At 38.5% G+C, this 14,562-nt stretch carries 15 protein-coding genes; 8 read left to right on the top strand and 7 right to left on the bottom strand.

Features of this window, described 5'->3' with window-relative positions; all coding sequences use genetic code 11:
• Positions 1-6 precede the first annotated feature (6 nt).
• The 3 genes from QT327_RS14725 to QT327_RS14715 are packed head-to-tail and all read left to right on the top strand — an operon-like array spanning position 7 to position 2,651.
• Positions 7-1,221 (top strand): MFS transporter, encoded by a 1,215-nt coding sequence (locus tag QT327_RS14725; protein ID WP_130855870.1) that lies wholly within the window; start codon positions 7-9, stop codon positions 1,219-1,221.
• A gap of 16 nt (positions 1,222-1,237) precedes the next feature.
• Complete coding sequence (locus QT327_RS14720) at positions 1,238-1,879, top strand: HAD family hydrolase (RefSeq protein ID WP_013667099.1); 642 nt, start codon at positions 1,238-1,240, stop codon at positions 1,877-1,879.
• Positions 1,880-1,901: 22 nt separating this feature from the next.
• Positions 1,902-2,651 (top strand): DeoR/GlpR family DNA-binding transcription regulator, encoded by a 750-nt coding sequence (locus tag QT327_RS14715; protein WP_130855871.1) that lies wholly within the window; start codon positions 1,902-1,904, stop codon positions 2,649-2,651.
• Positions 2,652-2,682: 31 nt separating this feature from the next.
• Here the strand turns inward: QT327_RS14715 and QT327_RS14710 are convergent, their stop codons facing one another.
• Positions 2,683-3,774, bottom strand: a complete 1,092-nt coding sequence (locus QT327_RS14710; RefSeq protein WP_130855872.1) for a Gfo/Idh/MocA family protein — start codon at positions 3,772-3,774, stop codon at positions 2,683-2,685.
• 322 nt (positions 3,775-4,096) lie between these two features.
• Here QT327_RS14710 and QT327_RS14705 point away from each other — a divergent pair, with 322 nt between their 5' ends.
• Positions 4,097-4,480, top strand: coding sequence for a helix-turn-helix domain-containing protein (locus QT327_RS14705; protein WP_013667096.1), 384 nt, complete (start codon positions 4,097-4,099; stop codon positions 4,478-4,480).
• Positions 4,481-4,573: 93 nt separating this feature from the next.
• Here QT327_RS14705 and QT327_RS14700 read toward each other — a convergent pair whose 3' ends face one another.
• Complete coding sequence (locus QT327_RS14700) at positions 4,574-5,107, bottom strand: OmpA family protein (protein WP_130855873.1); 534 nt, start codon at positions 5,105-5,107, stop codon at positions 4,574-4,576.
• A 97-nt stretch (positions 5,108-5,204) separates the two neighbouring features.
• Positions 5,205-6,224: a zinc-binding alcohol dehydrogenase family protein gene (locus QT327_RS14695; RefSeq protein ID WP_165446956.1), complete on the bottom strand. Its 1,020-nt coding sequence runs from the start codon at positions 6,222-6,224 to the stop codon at positions 5,205-5,207.
• A gap of 233 nt (positions 6,225-6,457) precedes the next feature.
• On the opposite strand from QT327_RS14695, the gene QT327_RS14690 reads away from it, so the two are divergent.
• Both QT327_RS14690 and QT327_RS14685 read left to right on the top strand, forming a co-directional pair.
• On the top strand, positions 6,458-7,321 hold the full coding sequence (locus QT327_RS14690; protein WP_130855875.1) for an AraC family transcriptional regulator: 864 nt from the start codon (positions 6,458-6,460) through the stop codon (positions 7,319-7,321).
• Between the two features lie 86 nt (positions 7,322-7,407).
• Positions 7,408-9,597 carry an ATP-dependent helicase gene (locus tag QT327_RS14685; protein ID WP_130855876.1) on the top strand — a complete coding sequence of 730 codons (2,190 nt, stop codon included), beginning with the start codon at positions 7,408-7,410 and terminating at the stop codon, positions 9,595-9,597.
• A 75-nt stretch (positions 9,598-9,672) separates the two neighbouring features.
• On the opposite strand, the gene QT327_RS14680 is transcribed toward QT327_RS14685, so the two are convergent.
• From QT327_RS14680 to QT327_RS14670, 3 genes are all read right to left on the bottom strand, one after another.
• Positions 9,673-10,308 (bottom strand): LuxR C-terminal-related transcriptional regulator, encoded by a 636-nt coding sequence (locus tag QT327_RS14680; RefSeq protein WP_041387569.1) that lies wholly within the window; start codon positions 10,306-10,308, stop codon positions 9,673-9,675.
• A gap of 85 nt (positions 10,309-10,393) precedes the next feature.
• The gene (locus QT327_RS14675) at positions 10,394-10,855 is read right to left on the bottom strand and encodes a ferritin-like domain-containing protein (protein WP_130855877.1); all 462 of its coding nucleotides are present in this window, start codon (positions 10,853-10,855) and stop codon (positions 10,394-10,396) included.
• 204 nt (positions 10,856-11,059) lie between these two features.
• Positions 11,060-11,563 carry a low affinity iron permease family protein gene (locus QT327_RS14670; protein WP_289553179.1) on the bottom strand — a complete coding sequence of 168 codons (504 nt, stop codon included), beginning with the start codon at positions 11,561-11,563 and terminating at the stop codon, positions 11,060-11,062.
• A gap of 358 nt (positions 11,564-11,921) precedes the next feature.
• Between QT327_RS14670 and QT327_RS14665 the strand changes: the two genes are divergently transcribed.
• The gene (locus QT327_RS14665; protein ID WP_130855879.1) at positions 11,922-12,497 is read left to right on the top strand and encodes a DUF4142 domain-containing protein; all 576 of its coding nucleotides are present in this window, start codon (positions 11,922-11,924) and stop codon (positions 12,495-12,497) included.
• 38 nt (positions 12,498-12,535) lie between these two features.
• Positions 12,536-13,690: a baeRF7 domain-containing protein gene (locus tag QT327_RS14660; protein ID WP_130855880.1), complete on the top strand. Its 1,155-nt coding sequence runs from the start codon at positions 12,536-12,538 to the stop codon at positions 13,688-13,690.
• On the opposite strand, the gene QT327_RS14655 is transcribed toward QT327_RS14660, so the two are convergent.
• Positions 13,687-14,163 carry a hypothetical protein gene (locus tag QT327_RS14655; protein WP_130855881.1) on the bottom strand — a complete coding sequence of 159 codons (477 nt, stop codon included), beginning with the start codon at positions 14,161-14,163 and terminating at the stop codon, positions 13,687-13,689. The two genes, QT327_RS14660 and QT327_RS14655, sit on opposite strands and share 4 nt — an antisense overlap.
• Positions 14,164-14,562 lie beyond the last annotated feature (399 nt).

Here is a 14,562-nt window from a genome sequence, read left to right as displayed (position 1 = left end):
TGCAAAATGAATAACACTTCAATAAATGGAATTAATCCCGCTAAAGCGCGTTCCGCAACACAATATATTTTTTTGATATGTGGATTGGGAATTTCCAGTTGGGCTCCTATGGTTCCCTATGCTAAGGAAAGACTAGGCCTTAATGATGCAGACCTAGGTTTACTGCTTCTTCTTCTGGGAGCCGGGGCCATTACAATGATGCCCTTGACGGGTGTTATGACAACGAGATATGGGAGTCGACCGGTTATTCTGTATTCAACCTTCATTATGGCCCTTAGCTTACCGATGTTGCTTTTGATGACGTCTCCTATCTTGATGGGAATCATGCTTTTTATATTTGGTGCTGCTGTCGGCACCATTGATGTAGCCATGAATGCGCACGGCGTACAGGTTCAAAATATCTTTACTAAACCTATCATGTCCTCGCTTCATGGACTATTCAGCGTGGGAGGGCTATTGGGATCTTTGGGGTTAGGATTCTTTATTAGATTCGGTCTGGAGCCAATTGTAGCCGCTATTAGTATTTCACTTTTGTTGTTACTTATCGTTTGCAGCCAATACACCAATTTGCTTTCAGCAGATTCGGAGATAAAATTACGAAAATCCAATTCCTCGGAAGTTATTGACGGGCAGGGGGGCTTCTCTTGGATGAAAGGAAGTGTTCTATTTCTAGGTGCCATGTGCTTTATCGTTTTTCTATCAGAAGGAGCTATGTTGGATTGGAGTGCCGTTTATCTCCGGGAAATTAGGTATGTAGAACCTGAATTTGCAGGTAGTGGTTATGCTGCTTTTTCAATAGCAATGGCAATTATGCGTTTAGTTGGTGATCGAATTGTGGCGCGTTTAGACGGAAAGCGGGTCGTAGTAGGTGGAAGCTTATTGGCAGCGTTTGGATTGTCATTGGTCGTTTTCGTTCCCTGGATTTCAGGTACATTATTTGGATTTGTTCTTCTCGGATTGGGAGCTGCCAATATCGTTCCGGTATTTTTTACCGAAGGAGGACGAATAAATGGCCTTTCTCCAACCGTAACGATTCCGGCTATTACGACAATGGGATATGCCGGGCAATTAATAGGGCCGGCAATTCTCGGGTTCATCGCCTATAACTTTTCGCTTCCAATAGCATTCGCATGTATCGGCTTAATGCTTTTACTGGTAGCTTTGAGTTATAGCGTTCGTAGAAACGAGCGATCTAAACTGTTGAAAAACTATTCAGAATAATTTAAGAAGAAACCGTATGCTAGATGTAAAATGCATAATATTTGATTGCGATGGTGTCCTGGTAGATACCGAGTCCATTATGATTTCCGTTTTATTGGAAATGGCAGGGGAGCCGGCTGTGATAGATTTGGAAGAAGCACTCAAACTTTTTAGTGGCCGACAAATTTTGGAAACCATCAAGATATTGGAAGAGCGGCGGGGAAAAGCTTTTCCAGAGAATTTTGAGATTGAGTTCCGTAGAAAAGCGTATGAACGGTTCAAACAAGAGGTACGGCCGATAGCCGGTGTAAGCGAACTATTGTCAACTATAAAACTTCCCTGCTGTGTCGCTTCAAGCGGACCCCGGGAGAAAATTGAATTGAATCTTCAGGTGACGGGCCTGATACGTTTCTTTGAACCTCATCGAATTTTTAGCTCTTACGAAATTGATAGCTGGAAGCCTGATCCAGGTATATTTTTATACGCTGCTAAATCAATGGGCTATAAGCCTTCTGAATGTGTGGTTATAGAAGACAGTTTAGCCGGTATAACGGCTGGCTTGGCTGGCGGTTTTCGTGTTTATGCCTTTGCAAATGGTTATGATGAAAACGAATGGATCGATGAACGCGTACAGGTGTTCCGGAAAATGAGTGAATTGCCTGCACTATTGGGTATTTAAAAGTATTAATAGCAACCTGTAAATGGTAAAAGAGCAACGATTAGATCATATTTTGACGGTCCTAAAGGGCTCAGAAATGGTCACTTATGAATTATTGGCACAGAGTCTAAAAGTATCAGAAGATACGATAAGGAGAGATATTGACATCCTTCACAAAAATGGCCTCTTATCTAAAGTAAGAGGAGGAGCAATTTTGCGATCTAGGAATCCTTTAACTTTTCAGGATCGATCGTCTTACTTAAAGAAGGGTAAAGATGTCATCGCCCTCAAAGCACAACAATTTGTTAAGAACGGTCAAACGATATTTATGGATGGAGGAACTACGATTTGTGCAGTGGCCACACAGTTTCCGTTTAATGCACATTTTCGCGTGGTAACCAACAATCAGGCATTGGTACCCATATTGGCAAAGAATAAAGGGATAGAAATCGTTGTTTTAGGCGGGGTTTATAATCGTGATACAGAAACCAACGTCGGGACCAGAACTTGTCAGGAAGTCTCGATGTATGTTGCTGATGCCTATTTGATGGGAGCTTGTGCTGCAGATCCCAATCATGGAATAACTGCCCGCATACGAGAAGACGGAGACGTAAAGCAGAGTATGATGAATGCGGCGTTGAAAACTATTGTATTAAGTAATCACGAAAAACTGAACCATCATGATTTTTTTAAAGTTTGTGATCTTGCCCCTGTTGATGTACTTGTTACAGATCTTCCCAGCGAAGATAAAAGGCTGGATCTGTTTCGTAACAAGGAAATCCTCATTGTCTGAATAATATTATATTCTTACGTCGTTATTGTCGTTAAGCTTGTAATGAAACTTTTTGTCCACTCCGACAGGCTTCATAAATCGCATCAATAATCTGTAAGTCTTTTAAGCCTTCCACTCCGTCTACAGGAACAATCGCTTTATGTCCGTCCAAAATAATACCGGCCATTTCATCCATTTGCACTGTCTGGTGCGTTTTGTGCGGTTGTGTTAATGGTCCGATGTGTGTTTTACCTTCTATTGGACCGTACCCTGTTGAAGGCTGCAGCTCAGCAAAACCTTTTTCACCATTTAAAAAGAAACGATCCAAATTATTCATATTGTACGTTGATAAGCACGATGCAACTGCACCGCTTGGAAATCCCATTTGAAATTGAATCGTTTCGTCCACACCATCTTTAAATTTCTGTGGATCCGTTTTTGTCTCTTGCGCGGTGACCCAAACAGGTTCTTCACCTACCATGTAACGGGCGCCATTTATAGCGTAAATCCCTATATCCATCAAAGAGCCACCACCCGCTAGGTCTTTGTCTAATCTCCATTGATTCGGATCACCTATCTTAAAGCCGGAAAGGCCCTGAAAAAATAAAATTTTCCCAAATTCGCCTTCCTTTCTCATCCGAACAATCTCTAACGTCTTGGGCTCAAAATGCATGCGATAACCCACCAAGAGCTTAACATTAGCCTCGCGGCATGCGTTTACCATGTCTTGTCCTTCCTTTGCGTTAAGAGCCATCGGTTTCTCACATATGACGTGTTTCCCTGCTTTTGCTGCCCTTATCACATGGTCGTGATGAAGCGCATTAGGCGTAATAACATAAACTGCATCGATATCGGTATTCTCTTTTATGTTATCAAAATTTTCATAGTTGTAGCAGTTTTTATCAGGTATATTATATTTCTCTTGCCAAGCTTTTATTTTCGAAGGAGTGCCACTAATAACACCTACAAGTTTGGCTCGTCTGCAAGACTGCATTGCTTCACCGACACGTGTACCGTAGCCACCCAAGCCCATAATAGCTACTCTTAGTGGACGATCGTCAAAAAAAGGAAATTTGCTTGATAAAAACGGTATACCAGCCGTTGAAATTGCTAATCTATGTATAAATTCCCGACGCGAATGCATATAAGTTTATTTAAAAATGATTTAACTTAACTGACTAACAAAATACTTAAAACAAATGTTTTACTCAATCTGTGGAAAATCAACAAACAATACACTCACGAATGGGAATATATGCCCAAGCTTCCACATGTAGATTAATATAAGGTTATTTTTTTGTGAAAAATTGTAGTTTAAACATGTATTTTATCGCTATATTACATAGCTAATATACAAAACAGGAAATTCCTGTATTTTTTGTTGCTTTTTCCCTCTAGTGGTTACGCTAATTGTCTCGTTTCTTTGTGTAGCAAAATAAAATTACTACCAACTAATGAGAAAAACTATGGACAAGCATTATGGCGAAATTATCGAAAGAACAATTAGACGTAACGGTTATAGTATCAGTGAACTAGCCAGACTGATGAAAGTAAACCGTAGATCCATTTATAACTGGTTTAATCAACCCAAATTCAAACCGGAAATCATCTTCAAAATAGGTTGCGCTTTGAAGCACGACTTTTCAAATGAATTTCCCGAGCTGTTTTCATCAGAAGAGTTTCAGCATGCATTCAACAATAGTAAACTGTTGAACACCGCTTTACTGAGTGAAGAGCGTGAGAAAATAAACTATTGGAAAGATAAATATATCAATCTACTAGAAGAATACAATCAGATTTTGGCGATAAGCAGTAATAAGATAAATACGCTGTCCTATCCTTCTATGTAAGGTATACTATCCTATGAAAACACAAAAGACAAGGCCAACTTTTAGTTGGCCTTGTCTTTTGTGTGATTTGATGTAGTTAGGCTGGCAAACTGATTATTTCGAGAGCTTTATTTCCACTCTTCTGTTTTGCGACCTACCTTCTTCCGTTTCGTTAGTAGCCACCGGTTTGGTTGCTCCGAAGCCCTGCGCGGTTAAATTATCCGGACTTATACCTGCATTTACCAAATAAAGTTTGACGGCGTTGGCGCGATCAACCGATAGAGCCATGTTATGTTCAGCCGATCCTTCTAGAGAAGCATGCCCATTAATGGTAAACTTAACAGAGGGGTCCTTCTTCATTTCTCGTACGATTTGATCCAATACACTATAAGAAGCGGTTTTTAGCACCCCTGAATCGAACTCAAACAAAATATTTTTAAAGTTATAATTGGGTTTCTCAACGACCGGTTCTTCCTCCTTTTCTTCGACAGGCGCAGGCTCCGGTTCTTTCTCTTTTACCGGCTCTTCCTTTTTAACTGTTTCAACGACGGCATTTGGCTGCACAGCCATCTTCTTCGATTTACAAGCTTGCATACTCACAAAAACAGTAAGTAAAATAACAAATGGATAGGTTTTCTTAATATTCATCACGCATAAAATTTCTGTAAACATAAGGAATATCCAGAACATAGAAAAGATTCTCTATGTGAGTACCTCTAAAAAGGCTATCTTGAAGCTCTTTCATTTAGGAACTAAAGTCAACTAAAACTTTAATGACAGCAGATGAAGTACTTGTGCAAGTTTTAAAAGCTTCACGAATGTGATCCGCTTCAAATTGATGTGTGATATATTTTTCCGGATTGACAGCCTTTTCTTTCACGTTTTTTATAACGTGCTCGAAATCTTGTATAGTGGCGTTTCGGCTGCTCATTAATGTAAGTTCGCGTTTATGAAAGGCAGGATGATTGAATATAATATCGCCTTTTTGAAGACCAATCAATATATACTCGCCACCATGAGCAACATATTCAAATGCACGATTGATCGCATTTAAATTCCCGGTACAATCAAATACCGCTATTGGCATTTCTCCGTTCGTTATTGTACGCAGCGAATCCATGGAATCTTCTGCAGTAGCTAAAATCGTGTAAGGTATGTTGAGCGCCTCTTTGCAAAACTGTAAACGATTGGGATTGATATCCATAGCAATAACTGTTGCACCACGCACCTTTGCCATTTCCATGGTACCAAGACCAATTGGACCCGCGCCTATGACTAACACAAAATCGCCCGCTACGAAGTGAGCCCTAGCTACACCGTGTGCGCCAATCGCAAGAGGCTCAATAAGAGCCAGTTGTTGTATGTTAAGCTGGTTTTCTTTAATAATCAGATGATTTGGTACACTTATATAACGGCGCATACCGCCATCAATATGCACGCCGATCACTTGCATTTGAGCGCAGCAATTTGTTTTTCCTTTTCTGCAGGCGATACATTTTCCGCAATTAAGATAAGGCATAACAGTAACCAAATCTCCTTTTTCTAAGTTTGAATCAGGGGTCGTCTCAAGTATTCTTCCCGCCAATTCATGTCCAAGTATTCTTGGATACTCGAAGTAAGGCTGAGTACCGTCAAAAGCATGTATGTCGGTGCCACATATGCCAACTTTCTCTATCTGTATGATACTATGTCCTGCCGATAGACGCGGAACCGTTGATTGAACTATCTCTAATTTACCAGGTTCTTGACATATAATTGTTTTCATTTCTCTTAAGTTTTTCGAATACAAATAAGACGCATTTTAACGATTTTTCATTTAAAACAATTAGCCTATTGTTACGGGATTTTAACTTTGTATATTCCATATTGTTCAAATAAAGAAAAATAGCCTTATTTTTATAGATTATCATATTGAATATTGTTGTTTTATGAGTTCTGGTATGAGAGCGCAGAACGGTTCATATTTTCGGCAATGAAAACTAATATAACAGTGGTTTAATGAAAGTTGAGCAAATTGTTTTACATTCAGGGCATTCGAGCTCTTTTCAGGTTCGTAAAGAGCTAAAAGCAAACATCAATAATCGATGGCATTGCCACGCCGAATTAGAACTCATACACTTTCATCAGGGAAGTGGCACTCAGTTCGTAGGAGATCATATTCAGCGATTTAAAGCTGGCGACATCGTGTTGGTCGGTTCAAATTTACCTCATTATTGGCGTTACGATGCAGAATACGACGAAAGTAATGAGCAACCTTATTCGACGGTTATACACTTCCATGAAAAATTTTTAGGCGCAGCATGGCTTAGTTTACCGGAGTTTCGCTTGTTTAAGCACTTGTTTGATTCGGCACAACGAGGAATTATGCTAAAAGGACACGAGCATCCAATTGTTGTTGATCTCATGGCAGCTATTTATGAATTAGAGGGATTCAATCGGTTAATGTCTCTACTAACCTGTTTACATTATATAGCGAACATTAAGTCACCCTGTGTTCTAGCCTCCGTTGGTTTTTCCTATAAACACAGTGAAAATGAAACAAATCGCTTGCATAGTATTTACAACTACACCCTTAAAAATTTTAGAAATAAAATCGAATTAGATCAGGTAGCTGCCATAGCTGATTTAGTACCCAGTTCTTTCTGCCGATATTTTAAAAATCGCACCGGGAAAACTTATACGCGGTTTTTACAGGAAGTCCGTATTGGTTATGCCTGTAAGCTTTTGGTAGAAAACAAAGGTACAATCAAGCAGATATGTTACGAAAGTGGATTTAGCAATTATACCTCATTTCACGAAATTTTTAAATCGGTAACAGGTAAAACCCCTAAAACGTATCTACAGCTACACGGAGCGGGATAAACCTATGTAATCTATAAGCATATGTTGGAATGCTAAAAAAATTAGTGTAATTTTGATTCTTTAATTCATTAGTAATAGCTTTTGATATGGATCCGACCAATGACGATAAAAATAAGCGGGACGATAGGGAAGGACAGTCGGTAGATTTGGACCGTTTGTTGGATGGTTTGCTGTTTGATACAAACATAGTAAGCTACTCCAAGCAAAAAAAAGAAGGGCTCAAAGACCTATTAAGTAAACCCCTACGAGTTGAGAATTTTGATACGCAAATCCCTACGTATCTACGGACATTAATGGATGCTGCAAAGCATATTGATGAGAAGCTTGTTGATATTTACCGTATTTATGATCTTTCCAATCTTAAAATCAACTATAAAAAAGAGCTAAATCCACAGCAGTTAGCTGCAGTATGTACCCTAGATAAGCCCTTATTGGTTATTGCAGGAGCCGGTACGGGTAAGACGCGTGTTATTACTTATAAAGTAAGCTATCTAATTGAAAAGGGATTTGAACCAAACGAGATTTTGCTGCTCACTTTTACGAGGAAATCGGCTAATGAAATGCTTAACCGGGTACAAAAGTTGCTGCATGCCAAGTCTATTACGAATGTACTAGGTGGAACTTTTCACTCTTTTGCTAATTATGCATTGCGAAAGTACCATGCTTTAGTCGGCCTTCCACCAAACTTTACCATCATTGATGGCGAGGATGTGGTCGATATCATCAGCCTTCTAAAAACCGAATTAAACTTAACGCCAAAAAAAGGCAGTAAGCATTTTCCTAAATCAAGTACGATTCAGAGTATCTTCTCTAAAGCAAAGAATCATGAATTGGGTATTGAGAATGTTATTGCCGAATATTTTCCCGAATATGAGCGATTTGTAAAAGACTTTCAGCGAATTTATACTTTGCTCGCTGCATACAAGCAGCGGTCGAACTTAATGGATTACGATGACTTGATTGATATATTACGTGATAAACTAAAAACTAATACGCATTTCAGACAAGTACTACAGGCGAAAGTAGCTTACATTTTAGTAGATGAGTATCAAGATACAAACAATATTCAACGCGAGATCGTGGAATTGTTATCACAAAAAGGAAACATAACGGTTGTCGGTGACGATGCACAAAGTATCTATTCATTCCGTGGAGCTAACTTCGAGAATATTCTTCGTTTCCCACAACATTTTGAAAATTGTGGGGTAGTAAAAATTGAGGAGAACTATCGGAGTACACAACGCATTTTGGATTTTACAAACAAGCTGATAGAAAGTGCTCGGATCGGTTTTAAAAAAGAATTATTTTCTCGATTACATAAGGGACGAAAGCCTCGCATAAATCGGTTAGTCGATACGACCGAAGAAGCGGCTTATATTGTGGACACCGTCATGACACTGAAGGAAAATGATTTAGAATATTCTGATTTCGCTATACTAAGCAGAGCGTCATGGCAATCCAATTTTGTACAAGCAGAATTGATGAAGAGGAATATTCCATTCATTGTAGTAGGAGGAATAAAATTCGGTGAAAGAAGACATGTCAAGGACATGGTGTCCTTCCTAAAAATTATGATGAATCCGATGGACGCCGTGGCCTGGCATCGTATTCTAAAGTTGCTCGAAGGCATTGGAGACGTACGCGCAAAAGAAATTATTGTTAAAATACATGAGCAACACGGTCGAATTGAAACTAATTTGTTTGAAGGGAAAAAGCATGGAGAACATTTAAAAGAACTTTTAGATCTATTTAATCGAATGCAGCAATTAGGTTCTGCACCCGTCGATTTAATTCCTCCGATCTATGAATTTTATAAACCGCTATTAAAACAATTGGAAGACGATTTTGACGCCAGAGAAATTGATCTTGAGATATTTGCAGAGATTGCAGCTAAATACGAAGATTTAGAGAAATTTTTAGCTGATTTTACGTTAGAGCCTCCATCCAACCGATATCAGGATAAGACTATACCCTTTGATGAAAGTGACGAAAAACCTCTTACGATTTCAACGATACATTCTGCTAAAGGTTTGGAATGGCATACCGTTTTTGTTCCGTTTGCCCTTGATGGTATCTTGCCTTCGGTAAGATCAATGGCATCTTTAGAAGAAATAGAGGAGGAGCGACGTTTATTTTACGTCGCTTGTAGCAGAGCCAAGGAAAATTTGTTTATCACGATGCCAGCTTATGTTTCTTCTTGGGACGCTGTATTTACAAAACCGAGTCGATTCTTATACGGCATATCAGACAATACATACGATATCATTAACGAATGACGTATGTATTTCGGAAGATTTTGTTACTCGATTGAGAGACGGATTACTATGTCGTAATCTGTCTTGTGAATACATTTATGTTGTGCCTAAATGATCCTTATGATACAGCTCTTGATTAAGATAAAAAGCCGTCAAGCTTAAATTGTTGTCTACACCTATTTTTTTCATGATAGATTTTCGTATTTCCTCGATCTTCCTTTTGGTGGTAAATAGCTGATAGGCTATTTCCCTGTTGGCATGACCGCTCATAATTAACTCCAATACGTCTCGCTCTTTTTGATTAAGCAATTCCATTTTGGATGAAAAAAGCGTTGATGAACCCAAGCTACCAAGTTTCTGAATAAACTGCAAGGATATACTGGGTGCTACATATTTGTTTCCCTTGATTATGTATTCGATAGCGAATAACAGCTCTTCTTCCGAAGCGTTATCCATAATTACACCGGCTATTTGTTGTTCGAGCGATTGCGTAACCAGGGATAAATCGCTAGACGACAAGATGGCAAGCATTCGGGACCTCAATGATAGGGATTCCATCTTTTTCAAATACCGAATATCGTCTTCATTATTCAGTTCAAACAAACAAACATCTGCCAGTTCGTCGTAAGACTCATCTCTCAACAACAATAAATTCTTCTCTTCCTTTAACATGGCTTGTAAGCCGGTTTTTAATAGCGGATTCTGAATTCTTAATTTGATATTCGCGTTCATAGCTTAAGTAATAAGGTAAATGTACTGTGTTATGATTTAACATGTTGATTTTTAAATTGTTTTTTATTTTTTTTTAACATGTTAGTTACGCTCTATTTTCAGCTTCGTAGAGCGTCATCACCTTATTACTTGCCAATTTTAATTGTTGTTTGTGTTGTGAAAGAAGAAAGCGCGCATCAGAAGGGAGTTCTTCCAATTTTTCTGCATAATCATAGGCTTCGTAAATTATATTTTCGCCTTCTATGCAACTTTTAAGAATTGCTCGTCTCTTGTCTTCGCTGAACAAAGCCTTCATATCCATCCAACTTCGAAAAAACTCGCCTTCAACGGTCGCCCTATCGTTTGCCTTTCCACCGGTTCGCTCGAGCTCATCCTTTAATTCGGTAAGGAATTGATAGCTTTGCGTTATAAAATTGTGAAATTCTGATTTTAAATCAGTATCATTATCATCTAATTCCTGAATAGCATTTTCGTATCCAGCTATTCGGTCATTATTAAGCTGTATTAGGTCATTCAACAGTGGTGTTTTCGCTTCGAGATTTTCCATATGTATATTCAAGCGAAATCCATGCCGTTACGTCTTTCTATCGAGTGACTCCAGGGATTTTGTTTAAGAGGCATATTGCCCGAATCGTACCAGTAATATGTAAAATTTAATACACTTTTAAAATGTTTAGAAACACATTTAACGAAAGCAAAACAGCTACCTTGAAATAAAAACATAAAGTAAGATAAGCAATAAATAATAGCCTTAATAAACCCCATTTGTCTTTATATAGAACAGGGATAAATGGCCGGGTTGAGATGAGCTATTCGTCTGCTCCTTTTTTTTTCGACTTATTGATTCCTTGTCATCTCCTATAGAATGTGATTGATGAATATCTGATTCCTGTTTGGCCTTATCCGCCAGCTTTTCGTAAAATTTATGGAGCATATCTAGCTCTTCCTCTGTAAAATCTTCAACGTCCACCATACGGTTACTCGCTTTTTTATTCGCGGCAACAAGTTCATTTAACTTTAGCTGGATTGCCTTTGAGTCTTTGTTTTGTGACTTTTGAATCAAAAACACCATCAAAAACGTAACAATTGTAGTTCCTGTGTTAATTACCAGCTGCCAAGTGTCAGAATATTTAAAAATCGGCCCGGAGAGCCCCCAACCGATGACAATTCCAAAGGCTATTCCGAAGGCAGTAGAACTCCCTGTCCAGCCGGTTATTTTATCGGAGAATTTTTCAAAAAAATTATTAGTTGACATATAAATCTTTTTTATGATCTGTATACAGAACACCTTATTCTGTGGGATTCTTCTTAAGAACATAGAATAGGAATTGAAAGTTTTCGAATACAAACGAATTAAGTACGGCGATAACCAAGAAATAAGAAAATGGACTGCTATGGTCAACCTTAAAAGGTAAGCGCCGCGGCGAGAAAACAGGTTTTATGCAAATTATGGACCGACCGAAATGATTGGTATGGTTTTATGTGTTGTATAGAAAAGTGGATTAGTTATTATGTCAAGACGACGAAAACACCGGCATTTTTATTTTAAAAGCCTTTTAACACCAGCAAATGAAATGGGTATATTAATTGTTTCATTATAATAAAAAGTTTTTATGATGTTCAAAGTGGCAATTGCGATAGGTTCGTTATTCTTTATATTAAGCTGTAACGAACAAGAACGAAACAAATACAGAAATAGACCTTTGAGCATGGAGGATTCTATTACCAACAAAATGGAAGCTGACTCGGGAATTTTGGAGTCTGAAGATAAAGCCTTTGTGAATGCAGTTATAAGGTCTGGAATGGGAGAGATCGAAGCGGGCAAGTTGGCGAGCGAGAAGTCTAGGGATACAGCCATCCAAAGTTATGCTAAACTGTTGATTACACAACATCAACAGTTGACTAAAGACATGAAGGATATTGTAGCAGAGAGACGAGTGCAAATCCCAGAAAGTTTAGATGACGCACACACAGACAAGCTTAATCGCCTAAGAAGTAAGTCGGGGAAAGAATTTGAAAGTGCTTTTTTACAACAAATGATCGAAGACCATACAACGTCGTTAACCTTATTTGACCAAGCTGGAGCGCATGCTAAGGATGTACATATACAATCATTTGCTAACAAAAACATACCCATTATAAGAAATCACCTTCAAATTGCGAAGAAACTAAGCAGCAAGCTTAATTAACTAGCTAAATATTCAAACCCATTAAAAAGACAATGATTATGGACACCATATCGAGAGAGCAATTTCTAGGGTTGGCAAATGTAAAAAGCGATCGCTGTATCACCATCTACATGCCAACCCACCGTTCCGGTTTTGAAGTGAACGAAAAACAAGACCGGTTATTATATAAGAATATATTGAAGAATGTGGAAAAGCAGGTTCTTGATTCAGGCGGAGACAAAGCAGACATACAACAATTGCTTAAGCCAAGCTATGAATTGTTAGATGATAAGGAATTTTGGTATAAACTGGATTATGGTTTGGCGCTATTCATCACAGCAGACTCTTTTTTGGTCAAAAAACTACCCATATCAATAAAAGAGGAAGTCTATGTTAATAACACCTTTTATCTCACACCTATTTTCCCGCTACTTAATAATGATATACATTTCTATGTACTAGCCATTAGTAAAAACGCAACGGCTTTTTATAGAGGGACTGCCTTTTCTATTGAAGAACTGAGCATTGAGGGTTTACCAAGAGGTATGGATGATGTCATCCATTTTGAAGAGAAAAGTGGCCAGAGGTTGTTCAGAGCAGGAGGGAGCCCAGCAACCGGCATAGGTAGTGCTCATGGGCATGACGCTGGACTCGCAGATGAAGAAGAATATGTGGCAGCTTATTTAAAAGAGGTCGATCAAACATTATGGAAGGAAAAATTGGGAAATGAGAAAGCGCCTTTACTATTAGCCGGGGTAGCATATATGGCAGCGAAATATAGACAGATCAGTCGGTATGGAAATATTGTACCTGAATATTTAGCCGGTAATTACGAGCGGGTAGACACCCACATCATTTTTGAAAAATCGAGAAATATGATGATCCCTTTTTTGCAGAAACCGGTCAGAAGCGCGTTAGCAAACTATTATAACAATCTTGGAGGAGGGACCAGCTGCGACGACTTTTCGAAAGTCATTACAGCCAGTTTTTTCGGACAAGTAGAAAACCTTTTTGTCAAAGAACGAAGTCATGCATGGGGAAAATTTGACAAGGATCGTAATCAAGTAACGCTCCATACCGAAAAAGAATATGGTGATGAGTGTCTTGTTAATCAAGCGATCATTCATACTATTCAGAACGGTGGAAATATATATGTGTTATCCGAAGAAGAAATGCCCGACGCAAAATTGCTCGTTGCAAGCCTCCGTTATTAAGGTTGTATTTCGCCTACGCGCATAATTTGCGTAACTAAATTGAATGTCACGATCGCAGTTAATGAAAACATGATATGTGCAAAAAATAAACCTAGGTAGAAATGAGCATTTATACCAAGAGAGATTAAGTGTTTCTTTAAGGTAATTCTAACGAGCAAAATACTCGCTAATCCATGGGCGGCTCCAAATAGAAGCGCCGTTATTACATCAGATCTTCCTACGCCAAGGCGCCATAACAGATAATAAACGCCAACGAAAAAGACCCCCAACAAATAACACACAATAAAGCCTATGTATAAACGATTGGACATTCCCGTGGGCCTCGTTTCCTCCTTACGCGTTTCAATTAGTAAATAACTAAATAATTCGGTTAGCGTAATTCCCCTTTGGCTAACCGTAACGTATAGTTTTTGTACGAGTACCATCAGTATGGTTGCGCTCAATCCGGATAATATGAGTTTAATAAAAAGCATTTTATGGAATTTTATTTTGTTAAGCAATGATTATTCCTTTATGCTAAGCCAAGGGCTGTTTACCCCTGTCAGCACATTAGCAGTTGGTTGTCAAGAAGATATCTGCTTTTGCAAACAGGCTTATTTACTTTTTAGGACAGCTTGAAAACCAGACCGGTTTTGTATACCGATCTCATTATAAAATCGTCCTTATTTCTAATGTTCTGCTAATCTAACAACTACAGAGCTTTTTCTTTTTTACCCTACGTAAAACAAATTCTATTCTTTTTTTAGGTATATGTCTTGTTTCTTTATAAGAAACGAAGGTTAGAAAAATTTAATTATAAGTATTGATTGCTATCTCTTCGTCAAGCAGCATGGCGTCTGCCACGGTACAATGTTTTAATCAATTGTACTACG

It is taken from the genome of Olivibacter sp. 47 (genome assembly GCF_030372825.1).
In the GTDB taxonomy this organism is placed as follows: Bacteria; Bacteroidota; Bacteroidia; order Sphingobacteriales; family Sphingobacteriaceae; genus Olivibacter; species Olivibacter oleidegradans.
Note: the sequence above shows the minus strand (reverse complement) of the source record. Positions and strands in the feature narration are given on the sequence as shown.